This is a genomic window from Mesorhizobium sp. YM1C-6-2 (genome assembly GCF_003666685.1).
Classification (GTDB): domain Bacteria; phylum Pseudomonadota; class Alphaproteobacteria; order Rhizobiales; family Rhizobiaceae; genus Mesorhizobium_K.
The window spans coordinates 1-20160 of record NZ_RCIZ01000013.1 but is presented as its reverse complement, the minus strand read 5'-3'; the positions used below and the strand labels follow the sequence as shown (position 1 = coordinate 20160).

Below are 20160 nucleotides of genomic sequence, written 5' to 3'. Positions count from 1 at the left end.
TTTTTCGAGGATGGCGTCCCGACCGGACGCCAGCACATCATGTCTCGTTTTCGCATCGATTTGCGCGGCGGCGCCTTCCGCAGCGTTCTTGGATTCACCTGGACCCACTGGCGGCGGCAGCCGGTGCGGCTCTCGCTGATCACTGCCGCGTTCCTGGCCGCAACCGTCGCCGACGTGCTGACGCCGCTCTATGCCGGCCGGCTCGTCGATGCGGTGGCGAGCGGCAGCGCGTCCGACCCTGTCGCTTGGAATGCGGCCATCGCCGCCTTCACGGCCCTGATAGGGCTTGCGATCGGGGCGCTGCTGCTCAGGCATATGGGCTTCATGGCCATCATCGAGCTGACGCTGAAGATGATGGCCGACATCGGCGCCGATGCCTTCCACCGCGTGCAGCGCTTCTCGACCGACTGGCATGCCAACAGCTTCGCCGGATCGACGGTGCGCAAGATCACACGCGGCATGTGGGCGCTCGACCTGCTGAACGACACGATCCTGATAGCGTTGCTGCCTTCGCTGGTCATGCTGATCGGCTCGACGGTGCTGTTCGCCGTCTCATGGCCGACGATGGGCCTGATCGTGGCGGCGGGCTCGCTCGCCTATATCGGGCTGACGGCCGCGCTGTCGCTGTATTATGTCGCGCCGGCGGCGCGGCTCGCCAATACGTGGGACACGAAGCTCGGCGGCTCTCTCGCCGACGCCGTCAGCTGCAATGCCGTGGTGAAGGCGTTCGGTGGGGAAACCCGCGAGGACACGCGCTTCGCCAAGGTGGTCGCCAAATGGCGCGGCCGCACGAGGCGCACCTGGGCGCGCGGCACAATCAACGGCACCACCCAGGGCGCGACGCTGCTCGTCATGCGCGCGGCGATCATCGGCTTTGCGCTGTTCCTGTGGTCTAGCGGGCAGGCGAGCGCGGGCGACATCACCTTCGTGCTGACCTCGTTCTTCCTGCTGCAGGGCTACCTGCGCGACATCGGCCAGCACATCCGCAACCTGCAGCGTTCGGTGAACGACATGGAGGAGCTGGTCGACATGCAGGCGCAGCCACACGGCGTCGCCGATCGGCCCGGCGCGCGTCCGATTCGCATCGGCGCCGGCGGCATCGAGTTCGAGAACGTCACGTTTCACTACGGCAGTCACCTGACGCCGCTCTATCGTGACTTCTCGGTGTCGATCCGCCCCGGCGAACGCGTCGGCCTCGTCGGCCATTCGGGATCCGGCAAGACCACCTTCGTCAAGCTGATCCAGCGGCTGTACGACGTGAACCAGGGCCGCATCCTGATCGACGGGCAGGACATCGCCGATGCCAAGCAGGCGTCGCTGAGGTCGCAGATCGCCATCGTGCAGCAGGAGCCGATCCTGTTCCACCGCTCCCTGGCCGAGAACATCGCCTATGGGAGGCCCGGCGCCAGCCAGGCGGAGATCGAACATGCGGCGAAGCTCGCCAGCGCGCACGACTTCATCGTGCGGCTGCCGAAGGGCTATTCGACGCTGGTCGGCGAGCGCGGCGTAAAACTGTCGGGGGGCGAGCGCCAGCGCGTGGCGATCGCACGCGCCTTCCTGGCCGACTCGCCGATCCTGATCCTCGACGAGGCCACGTCGAGCCTCGATTCGGAATCGGAGGTGCTGATCCAGCAGGCGATGGAACGGCTGATGACCGGCCGCACGACGCTGGTAATCGCGCACCGGCTGTCGACCGTGAAAGCTCTCGACCGGCTGCTGGTTTTCGACCGCGGCAAGATCGTCGAGGAGGGCAGGCACGAGGCGCTGGTGCGCAAGGAGAATGGCATCTATCGCCGGCTGTTCGAGCGGCAGGCCCTCGAGCTGACCAAGGGCCTGGCCTGACATGCTGCCCGGCTGCCATATGCAGCCGGGCAGTTCTTCCGTACCCGTAGGTTAGCCGGCACTTCCCAAGCCGGACCGCATGCTTTATGTCTCGCCGGCGGGTGCAGAGGCGATTTGTGTTGTAACTTCCGGAACCTTTGTTTACGGCCCGCCAATGACCGTTACCGTTCGCTTCGCCCCGTCGCCCACCGGCCATATCCATATCGGCAATGCCCGCACGGCGCTGTTCAACTGGCTGTTCGCCATGAAGAACGGCGGCAACTTCGTCCAGCGTTTCGACGATACCGATGTGGCGCGCTCCCGGCAGGAATATGCCGACGCAATCCTCTACGACCTGCATTGGCTCGGCATCTTCCAGGACGCGACCGAGTACCAGTCGCGGCGCTTCGAAATCTATGAGGGCGCGGTAGACAGGCTGAAGCGGGCAGGGGTGCTCTATGCCTGCTACGAGACGCCGGAGGAACTGGACCTCAGGCGCAAGATACGCCGCACACGGGGACTGCCGCCGGTCTATGGACGCGAGGCGTTGCAGCTCACGCACGCCCAGATCGCCGAATATGAATCGGATGGGCGCAGGCCGCACTGGCGTTTCCTGCTGCCGAACTTCCGCAACGATCCGATGGAGCCCGAACGGACGGAGGTCGAGTGGAACGATCTCGTACGCGGCGAGGAGACGATCGACCTGGCCTCGCTGTCCGACCCGATCCTGATCCGCGAGGACGGCACCTATCTCTACACGCTGCCTTCGGTCGTCGACGACATCGACCTGGACATCACCCACGTCATCCGCGGCGATGATCACGTCACCAACACCGGCGTGCAGATCGCCCTGTTCAAGGCGCTGGGCGCCGAGCCGCCGACCTTCGGCCATCACAATCTGCTGACGACATCGACCGGCGAAGCGCTGTCGAAACGCACGGGCGCGCTGTCGATCGCCGGCCTGCGCGAAGCAGGCATGGAGCCAATGACCGTCGCCTCGCTCGCCGTGCTCACCGGAACCTCCGAAAACGTGGTGGCGGCGCCGTCCATGTCCGATCTGGCGCAGCGTTTCGAGCTCGGCGCGACCTCGAAATCGGCGGCCAAGTTCGACCCGGAAGACCTGAATGCGCTCAATCGCGATCTGCTGCGTCAGATGCCGTTCGACGAGGCGCGCGATCGGCTGGCGGCGTTCGGCATCATGGGCGACCACGCGGAGCCGTTCTGGCTCGCCGTCCGCGGCAATCTCGACAAGCTTTCGGACGCCACCAACTGGTGGCGCATCGTGCAGCGGGGACCCGACGTGCCGCCCGACTTTTCGGAGAACGACCGGGAGTTCGTCCAGAAGGCCTTCGACCTGCTGCCGCAGGAGCCTTGGGACGGCGATACCTGGAAGAGCTGGATCGACACGGTGAAGGAAGAGACGCGCCGCAAGGGCAAGATGCTCTACGCTCCGCTCCGCCTCGCGCTCACCGGATTGGATTCAGGCCCGGAGCTTGCGGATCTGCTGCCTCTTTTGGGTCGGGCAGGAATACAGGCCCGACGACCCTGATCCTGCGCTCTTCCGCCGGAGACTTCGATCTGTTGACCTTCGGCGCCAGCGCCGCACGCCGCAAGGCCTCGGCGTCGAGCCCGCCTTCGAGGTTGTCCAGCGTCTCGGGGTCGGCGGCGGGATCGGGGCGGCCGGTCGGGCGGGGCGTGACAGGTTCTTCGGCGGGTGGTGTGGCCGGCGGATTGCCGGCGATGATGCTGTAGTTCTTCGCCTCGCCATTTCTCGGTACATTGCAACCGCAGCCGGCCGGGCTCGGCGTCCCGGCCTGCTTGTAGAGCCAGGCAGCGGGAAGGTCGGCATAGGGCCGGCCGGAGAGCCCGGAGACCATGGCTTCCGATTCCTGGCCCTGGCGGTGGTAGTAGATCTGCACATCCGTCCCGGGACAGCTCGTCTGGCAGTTGGCCTGGTCGCGCTCGAAGTCGGATGGGGACGAAGCGCTCGACATCGGGAAATAATAGCCGTCGCAGGTGCGCACGCAGAGCGTGCGGTAGCTGCCGGGCGGCGCCGAATAGCGGATGCGGCCGCCATCGTTCACCCAGCCGCCCTCGGGCTCTCGCGGGGCACGGCGGACGTTCCTGTTGTCATCTCGCCGGCCTGGTGGTTCGCCAAGCTCCTCTATCGACCCGCGCTGGCGGACGCCGCCTCCAAAAATCTGGTCGAGAAGGTTGCGCGGGCCGTCCAGGATCTGCGGCGGGCGGCGTTCGGCGGCGGCATCGTCGCGGCAACCGTTTGCGCGCAGCGCCGCCATGATCTGGGAGCGCGACCTCCCCGAGCCCGCATCGGCCGAGCGGCGGCGCTGAAGCGCCTGGAGGTTGCGCTCCATCTTCTCGATCTTGAGATTGACCGAACTGCATGAATTGGAGCCGCCGAAGAGCCGGAAACCGCAGCCGGCGCGGCGGGCTTCCCGCTTGGCGATCTGCAACTGCTCGCGCTGCCGGGCGATCGATGCGTCCTGCTTGCGCAACTGCGCCGAGGAGCGGCCACCGCCACCGCCGGAAGCGAGCTCGGCTTCCAACTGGCGGCAGACGCGGGAACTGGCCGCCATAGCCTCGAAGGACAAAGATGCCAGGACAAAGGTCGCTGCAATCAATGCGGCAAGCCGGCCAAGACTTTGCGGTCTTACCGCCATTCGTTGCATTCCCGCCGCATGAATCGATGATTGGCAAATCTAGCGACGGCGAGGTTAATCCTTCGTTCGGATCGTGTCGCCGCCCGCGTCCGCGCGCGAGATCACGCCTGCGCGGCCTCCTGCGTCTTGTGAGCACCCTCGGCGATGGCCAGCGCCGTCATGTTGACGATGCCGCGCGAGGTGACCGAGGGCGTCAGGATATGGGCCGGCTTGGCGGTGCCGAGCAGGATCGGCCCGACATGCAGCGCATCCAACATCTGCTTGAGAGCATTGAGGGTGATGTTCGCCGCGTCGAGGTTCGGGAAGACGAGCAGATTCGCCTCGCCCTTCAGCCTCGAATGCGGAAACACGCGCTGGCGCAGCAGTTCCGACATCGCGCTGTCGGCATGCATCTCGCCGTCGAACTCCAGGTCGGGGGCGATCTCCCGCAGGATCTCGCCGGCGCGGCGCATCTTGCGCGAACTCGGCGCGTCGCGCGAACCGAAGTCGGAGAACGACAGCAGCGCGGCCTTCGGCTCGATGCCGAAGCGCCGGATCTCCTCGGCGGCGAGCACCGTCATCTCGGCGACCTCCTCCGCGGTGGGATCGATGGTGACATAGGTGTCGGTGAGGAAGATCACCCCGCGCTGGGCGATCAGCATGGAGAGCGTGGAGAGGTCGCGGTCCTGGATCGAGGGGCGGCGGCCGATGATCAGCGTGACGTTGCGCAGATGGCGCTCGAAACGGCCCTCCAGCCCGCAGATCATGGCGTCGGCATCGCCGCGCTTGACGGTCAGCGCCGCAATCACTGTCGGATTGCCGCGGACCATGAGGCGGGCCGCCTCCTGGGTGACGCCGCGCCGACCCATCAGCTCGATGAGGAGATCGACATAGGCGCGGTAGCGCGGATCGTCCTCGGGATTGATGAGCTCGAAGTCGACGCCCGGGCGGATGCGCAGCCCGTAGCGCTTGAGCCTGACGTCGACGACGTTGGGGCGGCCGACGAGGATCGGCTCGGCGATGCCTTCCTCGAGCACCACCTGGGCGGCGCGCAGCACGCGCTCGTCCTCGCCGTCGGCATAGATGACGCGCTTGGACTGTGCGCTCTTGGCGATGGAGAAGACCGGCTTCATGACCAGTCCGGAGCGGAAGACGAAGCGGTTCAGCCTGTCGACATAGGCGTCGAAATCCTCGATCGGGCGCGCGGCGACGCCGCTCTGGCAGGCGGCCCTGGCGACGGCGGGCGCGATGCGCAGGATGAGGCGCGGGTCGAAGGGCGAGGGGATGAGGAAATCCGGGCCGAAGGTCGGCGTCTCCTCGGCGTAGGCGCGGGCGGCGACGTCGGAGGGCTCCTCGCGGGCGAGGGCGGCAATGGCGCGCACCGCCGCCATCTTCATCTCCTCGTTGATGGCGCGCGCGCCGCAGTCGAGCGCTCCCCGGAAGATGTAGGGGAAGCACAGCACGTTGTTGACCTGGTTGGGGAAGTCCGAGCGGCCGGTGCAGATCATCGCGTCGGGGCGGGCGGCGCGCGCCACGTCCGGCATGATTTCAGGGGTGGGGTTGGCAAGCGCCAGAACCAGCGGCTTCGACGCCATGTCCTTCAGGAGATCGGGGCCGAGCACGCCGGCGGCGGAAAGGCCGAGGAAGACATCGGCGCCGGAAATGACGTCGGCAAGCGTGCGGTGCGGGGTGTCCTTGACGAAGGGGTCCTTCCAGCGATCCATCTCATCGACGCGGCCCTTGTAGGCGACGCCGAAACGGTCGGTGACCCAGATGTTCTCGACCTTTGCGCCGAGCGAGACGAGGAGGTTCAGGCAGGCGAGGGCGGCCGCTCCCGCGCCCGAGGTGACGATCTTGACCTCGGAGAGGTTCTTGCCGGCGAGTTCCAGCCCGTTGAGGACGGCGGCGGCGACGATGATCGCGGTGCCGTGCTGATCGTCGTGGAACACGGGAATGCTCATCGCCGCCTTCAGGCGTTCCTCGACCTCGAAGCATTCGGGTGCCTTGATGTCCTCGAGGTTGATGCCGCCAAAGGTCGGCTCCAGCGCAGAGATCGTGCTGACCATGCGCTCGATGTCGGGTGCGTCGATCTCGATGTCGAAGACGTCGATGTCGGCGAATTTCTTGAACAGGACGGCCTTGCCCTCCATCACCGGCTTTGAGGCCAGCGGGCCGATATTGCCGAGGCCGAGCACGGCCGTGCCGTTGGAGACGACGCCGACGAGATTGGCGCGGCCGGTGTAGTCGGCGGCGAGGTCAGGCTCGTCGCGGATCGCAAGGCAAGGCGCGGCGACGCCGGGCGAATAGGCGAGCGCGAGGTCGCGCTGGTTGCCTAACGGCTTGGTCGCCTGGATCTCCAGCTTTCCGGGTTTTGGGTATTTGTGGAAGAAAAGCGCGGCCTGGTCGAGGTCGAAGCGCGCGATTTTCTGTTTGTCCGTCTCCATCCCGATCCGCTCCATCCCTTGGGCACGTCAATGGCGTTCTATCATGCACGGGCGGATTTGCGAGGCCGTCGGAGCAAAAAGCGGCGATCGGACGCGGCCGGTAAAAACCCGCCGATTCCAACAGTTTGGTGGGGCCGGCTGCGAGATCGATTCAGGCCAGGGGTCAGAAGGCGCTGACATAAAGCCCGCCGTCGACGCGGATGTTCTGGCCGGTCAGGTAGCCGGCGTGCACCGAACAGAGAAAAGCGCAGACCTGGCCGAACTCCTGCGGCGTGCCGAGACGCTTGGCCGGTATGCCGACGGCCTGCTCGGCCTTTCGCTTGGCGGCGGCGGCCGGATCCTCGACCGAGCCCGGCTCATGCGGGCCACGCAGGCGGTCGGTGTCGAGCTTGCCGGGCAGGATATGGTTGATGGTGACGTTTCTGTCGGCAACGGTCCGTCCCACCCCGGCGAGGAAGGAGGTCAGGCCGGCGCGCGCGCCGGAGGAGAGGTCGAGGCCGGGGATCGGCATGTAGACGGAGAGCGAAGTGATGTTGACGATGCGGCCGAAACCGCGCTCCGCCATGCCGCCCATGACCGCCTGGATGAGCTCCAGCGGCGCCACCATGTTGTTGGTGACGCCCTTCAGGATCGCCTCGCGGTCGAGCTCGCTGAACGGCCGGTAGGGCGGGCCGCCATTGTTGTTCACCAGTATGTCGGGCTGCGGAGCGGCGGCGAGGAGCCGCTTCTGGATCGCCGGATCGGCGACGTCGCCCGGCACCTCGGTGACGGCGACGCCGAAACGGTCGCGAATCTCGGTTGCGGTGCGGGCAAGCACGGCCTCGTCGCGGCCGTTGACGACGAGGTCGCAGCCGGCTTCCGCCAGCGCTTCGGCGCAACCCTTGCCCAGCCCGCGGCTCGATGCGCAGACGATGGCTTTCTTTCCGCGAATGCCGAGGTCCATTTTTCTTCTCCTGTGTTTGGCCCGGAAGCTAGCCGTGGCCGGTGGATGCCGCAACCGTCTGTCTTGCGCTCACGGGGTGTGTCGTCCTTTCGCCGCCTGCCGGCGGCTGGCCCTCCGCGGGGGCGCATCATAACGCGCGACGCACGGTCGAGCTTGCGGCCTTCGGCCGAATGCACAACCGACCACTCTCCTCTCAAGGGGAACCGTCACACGCCTGTTGCATGAATCGGGGCATAGGCACCTCAAAACGCAACGGTTGGACGACCATGCAGGGCCAGGCCACCAAGCAGTTCCGCACCCTTTTCATCTCCGACGTGCATCTCGGATCGAGAGCCGCGAAGGCGGATTTCCTGATCGACTTCCTCAGGCACCACGAGGCGGAGACGATCTTCCTGGTTGGCGATATCGTCGACGGCTGGCGGCTGCGCCGGTCCTGGCACTGGCCGCAGACGCACAACGACGTGGTGCAGAAGCTGCTGCGCCAGGCGCGCAAGGGCACCAGCATCACCTATCTCGCCGGCAATCACGACGAGTTCCTGCGCATGTTCCAGGGCACGCATTTCGGCGGCATCGTGGTCGCCGACCGCGCGGTCCACATCGCCGCCGACGGCAAGCGATATCTGGTCATCCATGGCGACCAGTTCGACACCGTGGTGATGAACGTGCGCTGGCTCGCCTATCTGGGCGACCGCGCCTACGAATTCGCCATGCTGACCAACCGGCTGGTGGCGCGCGTGCGGCGGGGGATGGGGCTGCCTTACTGGTCGTTCTCATCCTGGGCCAAGATCAAGGTGAAGCAGGCGGTGAACTTCATCGGCGCTTTCCAGGACGTGCTGACCGAGGAAGCCAGACGCTCCGACGTGGACGGCGTCATCTGCGGCCACATCCACCACGCGGCGATCGAGACATTCGGCGATGTCCGCTACATCAACACCGGCGACTGGGTGGAAAGCTGCACGGCCGTGGTCGAGCATTTCGACGGCACGATGGAGATCATCCACTGGCCGTACATCAGGGCGACGCCGTCGCTCTCGCCGGACAGGCTGGTGCCGGTGACGATCGACGCACGGCTGATCGAACGGTCGGTCGAAGCCGCCTGAGAGGCGCCACGATGCCTGGACATCGCAAGGCGGCCGTCGAGTCGTCCCGCCGTTTCATGGAGACGGTGGCCCGGCCCCACCGGGCCGCCGACCGCCACGCGGCGAAGCTCGGCGTGCTCGGCTCAGCACCTCTGCCCGTGCCGCCGCCCGCGACGATTGGTCCAGCCAGTTCCGCCGGCAAGCCTTGCATGATAAGGGGGCTCGACTCTCGGCGCCCGGTCCGAGCAGCGCCAGCCGGACCGTCCGTCCCCCATGTCCTTGCCGTCTCTCCAGCCTGAACAGCTCGTCAAGCCGCGCCATTTCGAACTCAGGATATCGCTGATCTTCGCGGCAGTGTTCCTGTCGCTCGGCGTGAACGTGCCGTATTTCCCGCTCTGGCTGGCGGCCAAGGGATTCGGGCCGGAAGAGATAGCGATCATACTGTCGGCGCCGATCTTCCTGCGCGTCGTCACGACGCCGATCATCTCCAGCCTGGCCGACCGGGCAAGCGACCGGGCCAACGTGCTGATCGCGATCTCGGTGGCCGCCTTCCTGCTGTCGCTCGGTTATTTCCTGTCGCCGACCTATGCGGTGGTGCTGGCGGTGACGCTGGCGCTCAACGTGTTCTGGACGCCGCAATCGCCGCTGGCCGATTCGTTGGCGCTGTCGGGCGTCAGGCGCTTCGGATCGAACTATCCGAAGATGCGCATCTGGGGGTCTCTGACCTTCCTCGGCGGCAATTTCTTCGGCGGCATCATCCTTGCCGCGACCAGCGCCGACGCGGTGCCCTATATGATCGCCTTCGGACTGTTCGCCGCACTCGCGGCGGCGCTGGTGACGCCGCGCATGGGCAGGCCGCGCGTCGCCTCGCCGCTGTCGGCAGCCGGGCTGCAGGAGGCGGCGCCGAGGCTTTTCAACCGGTATTTTCTCTTCTTCGTCAGCGGCACCGGGGTGATCGTCGCCAGCCACGGGCTGCTCTACGGCTTCGCGTCGATCTACTGGAAGGATATCGGCATCAGCGATTCGACGATCGGCTTCCTCTGGGCCTGGTCGGTGGTGGCGGAAGTCTGCGTATTCCTGGTGTTCAACCGGGTTTTCGGCAGGGTTTCGGCGAATGCGGTGCTGATGATCGCGGGTGCTGCCGCCGTCCTGCGCTGGGTAGCCTTTCCGATGATCGAGCCGCTCGGGCTCGGCGTGCCGGGCTTCTTCGCGGTGCAGACGCTGCATGCGCTGTCGACGGGGCTGCTCCTGATCGGCCTGCAGAAGATGATCGGCGAGACCGTGCCGGAGGCGCGCACCGGCGCCGCGCAGGGCGTGGCCTATTTCGCCAACGGCTTTTCGACCGGCGTGGTGACGCTGGCCTGCGGGCCGCTCTATGAGCGGCTCGGTGGCGACGGGTTTTATGTGATGGCGGTTATCGCCGTGCTGGGGCTCGGGCTAATTATTGCTGCAGCGCTTAGCCCCAGAGCGCGGGCTCCGGCGGGGATACCAGCGAGCCGCGATAGATGAGGCCCGGCTCGCGGTCGCGCGCCAGGAGCAACGGCCCGTCGAGATCGACGAAATCGGCGCCCTGCGCGAGCAGGACGGCCGGCGCCATGGCGAGCGAGGTGCCGACCATGCAGCCGATCATGATGCCGAAACCCAATTCCCTGGCGCGGTCGCGCAGTTCGAGGGCCGCGGTGAGCCCGCCGGTCTTGTCGAGCTTGATGTTGACCGCGTCGTAGAGGCCGACGAGCGTTTCCAGGCCCTCGGCGGTGTGCACGCTCTCATCGGCGCAGACGCGCACGGGACGGTCGATCTGGGCCAGGATCGCGTCCCTGCCGGCCGGCAGGGGCTGCTCGACCAGCGAAACGCCGAGTTCGGCGGCGGCGGCGAGGTTTTCGCGGATGTTGTCGCCGGTCCAGCCTTCGTTGGCGTCGAGGATCAGCCGGCTCTTCGGCGCGGCATCGCGCACGGCGCGGATGCGGGCGATGTCGCCGTCGCCGCCGATCTTGACCTTGAGCAGGGGCCGCGCGGCGTTTTCGCGGGCCTGCGCGGCCATCGCGTCCGGCGAAGCGAGCGAGAGGGTGAAGGCGGTTTCGAGCGGCGCGGGGGAGGCAATGCCGAGCGTTTCGGCGACACGGACGCCGGAAAGCTTGGCTTCCAGGTCCCAGAGCGCGCAGTCGACGGCGTTGCGGGCCGCGCCAGGCTTCATGATCTTCAGCAGGTCCCGGCGGGTGATGCCGCCGGAAACCGCGGCCGCGGCGGCCTCGATCTCGGCGCGGACGCCTGCAACCGTCTCGCCGTAGCGGCGGTAGGGAACGCATTCACCCCGGCCGGAGTTTCCGCCCTCGGCGATCGTGCAGGCGACAACCTCGGCTTCTGTCTTCGATCCCCGTGAAATGGTGAAGGTTCCGGCGATAGGAAAACGTTCCTCGGCGACCGAAAGGACACGGTTCATGTTTATCTGCTCCGGAGCGGCCCGAAGGGATGGCCGTCAAATCGACAGCGGTGGCGCGACGGGTTAAGACGATTCATCATGCTTATCAACGCCAAAGGGAAAACGGAGACGGCCGGCGGCGAAGCGCCCAACCTCGATCCGAGCGTGGAAAGCAGCGTCGAGGGCGACGTGCTGACCTGCCGGCTGGCCGGCAACTGGACGACCAGGCGGGTGGCGGCGGTCGACAAGGCGATGCGCGCCATTCCGACCCGCAACGGATTCCGCACGCTGGTCGTCGACCTTTCCAAGGTGGGAAGGATGGATACGGCCGGCGCCTGGCTGATCGAGCGCCTGCTGTCGTCGGCGCGCGCCCAGGGCCTGGAGACGCGCATCGACGGGCAGACCAAAGTCTCGGAGATCCTGCTCGGCGCGGTGGGCGACGCTGCCGGTAGGACGGGCGGGCGCGGCGCGGAGGGAGAGCCTGGCCTCATCATCCGCTTCCTGGCGAGAATCGGCGAGCGCGTCTACGAGATGCGCGACGACTTCCTTGCCGCGATGAACATACTCGGCGCCACCATTCGCGGCGGCCAGATGAAGCTCGGCCGTGGCCACAGCATCAACATGGCGGCGATCTTTTCGCAGATCGACCGCATGGGCGTCGGCGCCATCCCTGTGGTGGTGCTGATGTCGGGCATCGTCGGGGCGATCGTGGCGCAACAGGGCGCCTACCAGCTTTCCTATTTCGGCGCCGACATCTTCGTCGTCGACCTGGTCGGCATCCTGGTGCTGCGCGAACTCGGCGTGCTGATGACGGCGATCATGATCGCCGGCCGCTCGGGCAGCGCCATCACCGCCGAGATCGGCTCGATGAAGATGCGCGAGGAGGTCGATGCACTGACCGTGATCGGGCTGAACCCGATCGGCGTGCTGGTGTTCCCGAGGCTGGTGGCGCTGGTCGTGGCGCTGCCCTGCCTGTCGATCCTCGCCAATTTCGCGGCGCTGGGCGGCGGCATCCTCGTCTCGTGGCTGTACAGCGACATAGCGCCGGTGCAGTTCATCGACCGTCTGCGGATCGCCATAGACACCTCGACCATCTTCGCCGGGCTGATCAAGGCGCCGTTCATGGCGCTGATCATCGGCATCATCGGGGCAGTGGAGGGGCTGAAGGTCGGCGGCAGCGCCGAATCGCTCGGAAGCCACGTCACCGCCTCGGTGGTGAAGTCGATCTTCGTGGTGATCATCCTCGACGGCGCCTTCGCCATTTTCTACGCCGCGATCGATTTCTAGGGAAAGCGGCATGAGCGAAGCAGCCCAGATCGAGACGCGCAACGACCGGCCGGCCACGGCCGGATCGGAGGTGGTGCTCTCGGTGCGCGACGTGACGGTCGCCTTCGGCGACAATGTCGTGCTCGAGAACCTCTCGCTCGACGTGCGGCGCGGCGAGATTCTCGGCTTCGTCGGCGCATCGGGCGCCGGCAAGTCGGTGCTGCTGCGCACCGTGCTCGGGCTGAACAAGAAACGCTCGGGCACGATCGAGCTGTTCGGCGTCGATCTCGACAAGGCGACCGAAGCGGAGCGGCTGCGGCTCGATATGCGCGTCGGCGTGCTGTTCCAGCACGGCGCGCTGTTCTCGGCGCTGACGGTGCTGGAGAACATACAGGTGCCGATGCGGGAATATCTCGACCTGCCGCGGGCGCTGATGAACGAGCTTGCGCTGCTCAAGATCGAGCTTGTCGGCCTGCCTTCGGACGCGGCGCGGAAATATCCGAGCGAGCTTTCCGGCGGCATGATCAAGCGCGCCGCTCTGGCCAGGGCGCTGGCGCTCGATCCGGAGATCGTGTTCCTCGACGAGCCGACATCGGGCCTTGACCCGATCGGCGCGGCCGAGTTCGACGAACTCGTGGTCAAGCTGCGCGACACGATGGGCCTGACCGTCTACATGGTGACGCACGACCTCGACAGCCTGTTCTCGACATGCGACCGCGTGGCGGTGCTGGGCAAGAAGAAGGTACTGATCGAGGGGACCATCGAGGATATGCTCGCCAGCGAGGAGCCGTGGGTGAAATCCTATTTCCGGGGCAAGCGGGCACGCCAGCTCGACCTTGCGGGGCGCAAGCAGGGCTGAAAGAGCCGGAGACTGAAGAACAAGGGCCGGAATGGAAACCAGAGCCAATTACGTCATCGTCGGCATTTTCACGCTGGTCGCAATCGTCGCCGCCTTCATTTTCGTCTACTGGACGGCGGCGATCGGCGACCGCGGCGAGACGGCCCTGCTGCGCGTCCGCATCCCGGGCTCCGCGTCGGGTCTCGGGCGCGGCAGCGCCGTGCTCTTCAACGGCGTCAGGGTCGGCGATGTCCGCCGCGTCTATATCGACGTGCTCAATCCGACCGTCGCCATCGCCGATGCGGAGATCGACCGGCTGACCCCGATCACCAAGTCGACGCAGGCCGACATCGGCATCGCCGGCCTGACGGGGCAGTCGAACATCGAGCTGAAGGGCGCCGATATCAGGGAGCCAAACCTGCTCGACGAGGCCGAGCGGGACGAGACCGTCGCGGAGATCACCGCCAATCCGTCGGCGGTGACGAACCTCCTGCAGACGGCGCAGGACATCTTCCAGCGCGCCGACAACGTGCTCTCCGACCTCGAGGGGTTCACGCGCGACGTGCGCGGGCCGCTGACGCAGACGGCCCAGAATGCGCAGAAATTCTCCGATGCGCTGGCGGCGAATGCGGACGGGATCGACAAGTTCCTGTCGAGCGTGTCGGCGCTGTCCGAAGAGCTCGCTGGCGTTTCCGGCAAGCTCGACGGCACGCTGAAGGCGGCCGAGGAGCTGCTGAATTCGGTCGATCGCCAGAAGATCGAGAATATCGTCGGCAATGTCGAGACGTTCACCAACAGCCTGAAGGAGCAGAGCGCCCGCTTCGACCAGATCGTCGGCGGGGTCGACAAGGCGGTGGGATCGATCAACGACTTCGCGCAGCAGGCCGAGCAGACGCTGACCAAGGTGGACGGCGTGCTGGAAGGGGTCGACGCGGAAACGGTGCGCAAGGCGCTGGCCAACATAGAGAAGGCAAGCGCCAGCGCGGAAGCGGCGGCAGCCGACATATCGAAATTCACCGGCAAGCTCAGCCCGCGCGCCGACGACATCGACAAGGTGATCAGCGACGCCCGCGAGATCTCGGGCCGGCTGAACCAGGCGTCGACGCGGGTGGACGGCATACTGGTCAAGGTCGACAAGCTGCTCGGTTCCGGCGAGGCGGAAGGCGTGATGGCCGACGCCAGCGAGACGCTGAAGGCGTTCCGGCAGGTCGCCGACACGCTGAATTCCAGGCTCGGCACGATCATGGAAGGGCTCGGCCGATTCTCGGGGCAGGGCCTGCGCGACGTCGAGGCGCTGGTGCAGGACAGCCGCCGGTCGGTCAACCGGATCGAGCAGGCGATCAGCGACCTCGAACGCAACCCGCAGCGCATCATCACCGGCGGGGACGGCACGGTACGGCAGTATGACGGCCGCCTCCGGCGTTGACATTGATGGCCGTGACCCGCAAGAAACCGGTAGAGGGATTGCCGGCTCCGGCACGGCGTCAATGCGGGGACGCATTTTGAGAGCAGTCGGACTGATATCGGGGGTCGTTTCACTGTCGATCCTGCTTTCGGGCTGCGCACTGCTTGGCGGCGGCTCGACGCCGCTCGACACCTATGAGCTGACCGCGCCTGCCGCCGGCGACGGGCGCGGCCGCAGCCATCGCCAGATCCTGATTGCCGAGCCTTCCGCGCTGAAGGCGCTCGATGGGCAGAACATCGTGATCTCGCCTGCGCCGGGCAACATCCAGTACCTCAAGGGCGCGCAATGGGCCGACCGGCTGCCCAGGGTCGTGCAGGCGCGGCTGGCCGAGACGTTCCAGCGCTCGGGCGAATTCAAGGGCGTGGGCAGGCCGGGCGAGGGGCTGGCGATCGACTACCAGGTGATCGTCGAGATCCGCGCCTTCCAGGTGCGCGTCGACGGCGCCTCACGCGCCGACGTGGAACTGTTCGTGCGGCTGCTCAACGACCGCAACGGCACGGTGCGTGCCGAAAAGACCTTCATGGCCACGGCTCCCGTCAGAGGTGAAGGCAACGACGCCTATGTCGGCGCGCTGGACGCCGCCTTCGGGCAGGCGGCGGTCGAGATCGTCGACTGGACCGGCAAGATCATCTGAACCGCCGTCAGCGCCGGCCGACTACATCGTTCGGGACGATGGGGCCGCAGGTCAGGCCCTGCCGTTCCGACCCGAGCAGCGCTGCCTGGGACGTCGCCCGTCACGAGAGCTCAAAGCGGTATGCGCAGGCCGCCCAGCACGTCGAGTGTGAAGGCGTCGCCGCTGTCGTAGCCGGCTTCGGCGCCGAGGAAGAAGTCGGCGCCGCCGGCTGCCTGCCAGGAGAGGTCGACGCCGGCGAAGCCGCGCAGCGTGTCGCCGCCGTTGACGCTGAAGTTGAGCCCCGTGCCGAGCAGCACGGCCTCTACGTCGTCATTGTCGGCGAAGGTGGCGTCGGCGCCGAAGCGGAACGCGGTGTGCAGCACGCCGCCGTTCAGCGGTCTTGCGGCAAGCGCATAGGCAAGCTGGGCGCGGAAATCGAAGACGTTGACGTCGCGGTCGTCGACCGTCATGTCGGCTGCCGAGCCGTGCTCCTCGTAGCCGTCGAGGAACAGGCCGGCATAGCGGGCGCGGAAACTCGGAATCAGCGTGCCGCCTGACATCGCATAGGTGGTGCCGATTGTGGCCGACGGGCTGACGAAGACGCCGTCGTAATCCGCCTTGGCGTGCTCGATGCCGCCGATGACAAGATTGTTGGCGACGGTCCGGTCGCTCGACTGTTGGGTGACGCCGCCGGTCAGCGATGCGTCGAGGAAATAGGTCTGGCCGGAATAGCTGCCATAGACGCCGCCGAAATAGCTGTCGGCGTCGATCTCCTGCGAGTTGGCGTCGGTCTCGAAGCGGGAGGCCGACGCGCCGAGGAAGCCGCCGACGCGCGTGCCGCCGGACACTTGCACATCATAGCCGACCAGCAGGCCGCCGAGGCCGGTGTCGAAGCCGACGTCAGGGCCATCGGCGTCCTGGTTGCGGTAGGCGCCGATGCCGGCCGCCCAGAAACCGTGGCCCGGCGATGCCGCGCCGGCGGTCCCCGCCGGATAGCCGAATGCGGTGGTTGCCGCGTCCGCCGGGCCGTCGGCCTCGGCATAGGAGAGAAGGGGGGTGGCGGGTGGCACATAACCGAAGCGGGCGGCGTTGATGCGCCCGTCGACGGCATTGGCGATCGCCCGCGTCAAATCGGTCAGCATCTCGTCCTGCGCCGAGAAGCCGGTCGGATCGACGACTGCTACCAGCGGCCCCTGGACCGCCATGGGCGCGCCGAAGGTATTGATGGTCCCTGGAACGTCCGCAAAGCTCATCACCATGTTCAGGCCGGGGCCGATGTTGAGCGTGGCCGAGACTTCGGCGTTGCTGAAGCCGATGCCGCCCTGGATGACGCTGCCGGCCAACAGGTTCAGCGTGGCGTTCTGCTGGGCGAAGAAAATCGCGTAGGTGTTTAGGCTGGAGATGATCCTTCCGGAGTTGGTCACGGTGGGCGCTGCGCCGAGGGACACGATGCCTTGTCCATCGGGTGTCATGATGGTGCCGCTGTTGATGATCAGGGCGTCGGTGGTGTTGGCATCGACCAAGACGCCGTATTCATTTCCCGAGATCCTGCCGCTGTTGGCGATTCGGACATTGTCGGCAAAACCATAGACCCAAACGCCGACGTTGCCCGAGATGCCGCCGCTGTTGGTGATCCGGGCGTCGTTACCTTGGGCGTGTATGCCGGTGTACGTCCCCCAGATGCCGCCGCTGTTGGTGATCTGGATGTTGGTGGCTGAGTCATAGACATAAATGCCGGCACCGCCTGTCCCCGAGATGTTGCCGCTGTTGGTGATCCGGCCGTCGGCGCCGCTGATGAACATGCCATTGCCGCTAGCCGCAGAGACGATGCCGCTGTTGGTGATGCGGACGCCTTGCCCGGTGGATTGGATGGCGTGCGCTCCGCTACCCGATGTGGTGATGTCGCCGCTGTTGGTGATCAGGGCGTCGGCCCCTGCGGAAAAGATGCCGTAGGCGGTAGCACCCGAGGTGGTGATGTCGCCGCTGTTGTCGATCTGGGCGTTGGTTGCGGTGGTGCGGGAGTATATGCCGTAGCCATCCGTTCCCGACGTCGTAATGTTTCCGCTGTTTGCGATTTGGGCGTCTTCCCCGAAGGAGTGAATGCCGAACCCATTAAGCCCCGAAGTGACGATGTCGCCGCTATTGTTAATCTGTGCGTCGGTCCCGGAGGAAACAATGCCATAGCTTGAACTCCCCGACGTTGTGATGTCGCCGGTGTTGGCAATCTGGACGTAGCCGCCTGTGGATACGATGCCGCGACTGGTGCCATCAGAAGTGGTGATTGCGCCGCTGTTGTTGATTTGTGCGTTTTCGCCAGCAGTGTTGATACCGTCGGCACTAACGTTCGACGTCGTAATGTTGCCGCTGTTAGCTATCCGGGCGTCGGCTCCCAGGGAAAAGATGCCATCGGCCGCGAAGCCCGACGTCGTGATGTCACCGTTGTTGTTGATGCGGGCGTCGGCTCCCTGGGACGAGATGCCGAAGGCACTCGTTCCCAATGTCGTGACATCGCCATCGTTGGTAACGGTTTGATTGGCGTTCTCCATCGAGACGCCGAGTTCGTTGCCATCAATAGTGCTGATTGCGCCTCCGGCTTCGATCAAGCCGACATCATCAGGGTCGAGCATTTCCTGGGTGGAGGTTTCCGTATCGCCGCTTTCTACGGTGAAATCGCCGGCCAATGCGCCGCCCGCCGCCAACAGCGCGCCGAGCGCGACGCCGCAGGACAAGGCCCCCCGAAATTTCGTCATGCACCCGCCCCCCTCAGGCCGGGACCGACTGCGGCAAGAAGCCGGCACGGTCAGCGCCGTGCATATGGCCTCCTTCGGCCCCCGTTTCAGGCAGGCGCAGCCAGCGCGATGCCCCAAGTCCCTCCGGCGAGACTGGCATCGACGAGCCGGATGATTCCAAAAAACATACGCGCATGCGGTGACAACACAACGCCAGAAGCGCCGGGTTGCGCGTGCAAAAGGCCGGACCTGTGGCGACAATGCCACAAAAAGGGCTGCCGGCCTGGCGTTTGTGACCGCCTGCCGGTCGGGTATCGCGGCGAGGGCGCTGAAATCGCCCGCGCCGATGTGGCCTCTAACGACCTCTCATACCGCCAGCGGCGACTGATGCACGACGATGCGGGCGTGATGGGGCACGCGCCGATAAAGGTCGATGACGTCCTGGTTGACCAGGCGGACGCATCCGGCGGACGCGGCCTTGCCTATGGAGCGCCATTCCGCCGTTCCGTGCAGGCGATAGAGCGTGTCCTGGTTGTTCTGGAAGATGTAGAGCGCCCTCGCGCCAAGCGGGTTGGCGATGCCCGGGGCCATGCCGCCGTTCGCCACGGAATATTTCTCCAGCGAGGGCTGGCGCGCGATCATCTCCGCCGGAGGCTTCCAGCGCGGCCAGGGCTGTCGCCAGTGAACGATGCCTTCGCCCTGCCAGGCGAAGCCATCGCGGCCGATACCGACGCCGTATCGCATCGCCGTACCGCCCGGCTCGGTCAGGTAGAGAAACCGGTTCGCGGTGTCGACGATGACGGTTCCCGGCTTCTCGCCGGTCGGATCGACGACGCGCTGGCGATAGTTTTTCGGATCCATGTCCCGGAAAGGAACCGCGGGGATGAGGTGGCCGCTATCCTCGACCGCAGCGTAGCGCGCCTCCAGTTCCGCATCGGACGCCAAGCCCAGCGGCAACTGCCGGCTCGGCCTGGCGGGCGAGGGCGGCGGCGCGTTCGGACCTGACGTGGTCTCGCAGCCGGCGACGAAGATAGAGGCGGAGATGGAGAGGAAGGCCCGGCGCGTCAGTGTCCGGCTTCTGGATTCAGGCATGTCTTTGCATTGTCTCGAGAATTCACCGCCTCGGCGGGCGATTCGGAAAGAACCCATAGGCAAGAAAACGACGGCGCGCCACCAAGCGTTTGGTCCCATGGCCATCAGTTCTGCGTGAGTGTTGCAGGGGTGACACGCGACACCCGTAAAAGCAGAAAGGGCGGGGATGACCCCGCCCTTTCTCTATCCTGTGCTCTGCGGTCTAGCGCAGGCGGCCCGCGGCGTGGGCCAGCATGGTGTAGACCTTGCCGGTATCCGACGTCAGGTAGGTCTGCGTCATGACGTTGTCACGGTCGCTGCGGGCGACGTCCTTCAACAGCCGTTCGAAATCCTCGCAATAGCGGTCGACCGCGGCGCGGAATTCGCCGTCCGACTGATATTTGCGGCGGATGTCGTCGAAGGTCTGCTGGCCCTTCAGCGTGTAGAGGCGGCGCGTGAAGACGTCGCGCTCGCCGCGCCGGTATCGGTCCCACAGCTCGATCGACGCGTCATGGTCGATCGCCCGGGCGATGTCGACCGACAGCGAGTTCAGCGACTCCACCACCTGCAACGGCGAACGCTGGGTCGGCGCCGGCGCCGGGCGCGGGGCCTCGGCGACCGCCACGGGCGCCGCTTCCTCGCGGGAGGCGTTGGACAGGAGATCGCGCACCCAGCCGCCCTGCGGAGTCCGCTGGGCGGTCTCGCGCGGACGCGGAGCAGGGGCTTCCGCCTGCGGACGTTCCGCAGTCAGCGTCGCCGTGCGTGCCGGAGCGGCGGGGGCCGCCTGGGCAGCCGGAGCGGGCGCGGCAGGCGCC

Annotated in this window: 14 protein-coding genes and 1 pseudogene; 8 read left to right on the top strand and 7 right to left on the bottom strand. The window is 66.3% G+C overall.

Going from position 1 to position 20160, the window contains the following annotated elements:
- Positions 1-39: 39 nt before the first annotated feature.
- Both D8676_RS23395 and gltX read left to right on the top strand, forming a co-directional pair.
- The gene (locus tag D8676_RS23395; protein ID WP_121583511.1) at positions 40-1842 is read left to right on the top strand and encodes an ABC transporter ATP-binding protein; all 1803 of its coding nucleotides are present in this window, start codon (positions 40-42) and stop codon (positions 1840-1842) included.
- A 154-nt stretch (positions 1843-1996) separates the two neighbouring features.
- Complete coding sequence (gene gltX / locus D8676_RS23390; protein ID WP_121583510.1) at positions 1997-3370, top strand: glutamate--tRNA ligase; 1374 nt, start codon at positions 1997-1999, stop codon at positions 3368-3370.
- Here the strand turns inward: gltX and D8676_RS23385 are convergent.
- The 3 genes from D8676_RS23385 to D8676_RS23375 form a co-directional block, all read right to left on the bottom strand.
- Positions 3288-4415, bottom strand: a complete 1128-nt coding sequence (locus D8676_RS23385; RefSeq protein ID WP_245427103.1) for a DUF2865 domain-containing protein — start codon at positions 4413-4415, stop codon at positions 3288-3290. The two genes, gltX and D8676_RS23385, sit on opposite strands and share 83 nt — an antisense overlap.
- Before the next feature lie 185 nt (positions 4416-4600).
- Positions 4601-6922: an NADP-dependent malic enzyme gene (locus D8676_RS23380; RefSeq protein WP_121583508.1), complete on the bottom strand. Its 2322-nt coding sequence runs from the start codon at positions 6920-6922 to the stop codon at positions 4601-4603.
- 163 nt (positions 6923-7085) lie between these two features.
- Entirely contained in the window at positions 7086-7865 is a 780-nt protein-coding gene (locus D8676_RS23375; RefSeq protein ID WP_121583507.1) for an SDR family oxidoreductase, read from the bottom strand.
- A gap of 266 nt (positions 7866-8131) precedes the next feature.
- Here D8676_RS23375 and D8676_RS23370 point away from each other — a divergent pair, with 266 nt between their 5' ends.
- Together D8676_RS23370 and D8676_RS23365 are read left to right on the top strand one after the other, a co-directional pair.
- The gene (locus tag D8676_RS23370; RefSeq protein WP_121583506.1) at positions 8132-8965 is read left to right on the top strand and encodes a UDP-2,3-diacylglucosamine diphosphatase; all 834 of its coding nucleotides are present in this window, start codon (positions 8132-8134) and stop codon (positions 8963-8965) included.
- 252 nt (positions 8966-9217) lie between these two features.
- A complete protein-coding gene (locus D8676_RS23365) occupies positions 9218-10453 on the top strand; it encodes an MFS transporter (RefSeq protein ID WP_121583505.1) in 1236 nt (411 codons plus the stop codon).
- On the opposite strand, the gene dgcA is transcribed toward D8676_RS23365, so the two are convergent.
- The gene (gene dgcA, locus D8676_RS23360) at positions 10401-11384 is read right to left on the bottom strand and encodes an N-acetyl-D-Glu racemase DgcA (RefSeq protein WP_121583504.1); all 984 of its coding nucleotides are present in this window, start codon (positions 11382-11384) and stop codon (positions 10401-10403) included. The genes D8676_RS23365 and dgcA overlap by 53 nt on opposite strands.
- A gap of 78 nt (positions 11385-11462) precedes the next feature.
- Between dgcA and D8676_RS23355 the strand changes: the two genes are divergently transcribed.
- The 4 genes from D8676_RS23355 to D8676_RS23340 all read left to right on the top strand — a co-directional run bounded on the left by D8676_RS23355 (position 11463) and on the right by D8676_RS23340 (position 15566).
- Entirely contained in the window at positions 11463-12650 is a 1188-nt protein-coding gene (locus tag D8676_RS23355) for an ABC transporter permease (RefSeq protein WP_121583503.1), read from the top strand.
- Between the two features lie 10 nt (positions 12651-12660).
- Positions 12661-13488, top strand: a complete 828-nt coding sequence (locus tag D8676_RS23350) for an ABC transporter ATP-binding protein (protein ID WP_121583502.1) — start codon at positions 12661-12663, stop codon at positions 13486-13488.
- Between the two features lie 31 nt (positions 13489-13519).
- On the top strand, positions 13520-14893 hold the full coding sequence (locus D8676_RS23345) for an MlaD family protein (RefSeq protein WP_121583501.1): 1374 nt from the start codon (positions 13520-13522) through the stop codon (positions 14891-14893).
- A gap of 61 nt (positions 14894-14954) precedes the next feature.
- Positions 14955-15566: an ABC-type transport auxiliary lipoprotein family protein gene (locus tag D8676_RS23340; RefSeq protein WP_121583500.1), complete on the top strand. Its 612-nt coding sequence runs from the start codon at positions 14955-14957 to the stop codon at positions 15564-15566.
- A gap of 110 nt (positions 15567-15676) precedes the next feature.
- On the opposite strand, the gene D8676_RS23335 is transcribed toward D8676_RS23340, so the two are convergent.
- The 3 genes and pseudogenes from D8676_RS23335 to D8676_RS23325 form a co-directional block, all read right to left on the bottom strand.
- A complete protein-coding gene (locus tag D8676_RS23335) occupies positions 15677-18274 on the bottom strand; it encodes an autotransporter domain-containing protein (RefSeq protein ID WP_183097217.1) in 2598 nt (865 codons plus the stop codon).
- Between the two features lie 366 nt (positions 18275-18640).
- Positions 18641-19366, bottom strand: coding sequence for a L,D-transpeptidase (locus D8676_RS23330; protein ID WP_121583498.1), 726 nt, complete (start codon positions 19364-19366; stop codon positions 18641-18643).
- Positions 19367-19568: 202 nt separating this feature from the next.
- Positions 19569-20160, bottom strand: a pseudogene (locus tag D8676_RS23325) (hypothetical protein); the annotation flags it as partial.

Excerpts from the sequence above, each read along its gene's own strand:
- D8676_RS23395 (WP_121583511.1), top strand. The coding sequence starts at position 40 with ATGTCTCGTTTTCGCATCGATTTGCGCGGCGGCGCCTTCCGCAGCGTT.
- gltX (WP_121583510.1), top strand. The coding sequence starts at position 1,997 with ATGACCGTTACCGTTCGCTTCGCCCCGTCGCCCACCGGCCATATCCAT.
- D8676_RS23385 (WP_245427103.1), bottom strand. The coding sequence starts at position 4,415 with ATGGCGGCCAGTTCCCGCGTCTGCCGCCAGTTGGAAGCCGAGCTCGCT.
- D8676_RS23380 (WP_121583508.1), bottom strand. The coding sequence starts at position 6,922 with ATGGAGACGGACAAACAGAAAATCGCGCGCTTCGACCTCGACCAGGCC.
- D8676_RS23375 (WP_121583507.1), bottom strand. The coding sequence starts at position 7,865 with ATGGACCTCGGCATTCGCGGAAAGAAAGCCATCGTCTGCGCATCGAGC.
- D8676_RS23370 (WP_121583506.1), top strand. The coding sequence starts at position 8,132 with ATGCAGGGCCAGGCCACCAAGCAGTTCCGCACCCTTTTCATCTCCGAC.
- D8676_RS23365 (WP_121583505.1), top strand. The coding sequence starts at position 9,218 with ATGTCCTTGCCGTCTCTCCAGCCTGAACAGCTCGTCAAGCCGCGCCAT.
- dgcA (WP_121583504.1), bottom strand. The coding sequence starts at position 11,384 with ATGAACCGTGTCCTTTCGGTCGCCGAGGAACGTTTTCCTATCGCCGGA.
- D8676_RS23355 (WP_121583503.1), top strand. The coding sequence starts at position 11,463 with ATGCTTATCAACGCCAAAGGGAAAACGGAGACGGCCGGCGGCGAAGCG.
- D8676_RS23350 (WP_121583502.1), top strand. The coding sequence starts at position 12,661 with ATGAGCGAAGCAGCCCAGATCGAGACGCGCAACGACCGGCCGGCCACG.
- D8676_RS23345 (WP_121583501.1), top strand. The coding sequence starts at position 13,520 with ATGGAAACCAGAGCCAATTACGTCATCGTCGGCATTTTCACGCTGGTC.
- D8676_RS23340 (WP_121583500.1), top strand. The coding sequence starts at position 14,955 with ATGCGGGGACGCATTTTGAGAGCAGTCGGACTGATATCGGGGGTCGTT.
- D8676_RS23330 (WP_121583498.1), bottom strand. The coding sequence starts at position 19,366 with ATGCCTGAATCCAGAAGCCGGACACTGACGCGCCGGGCCTTCCTCTCC.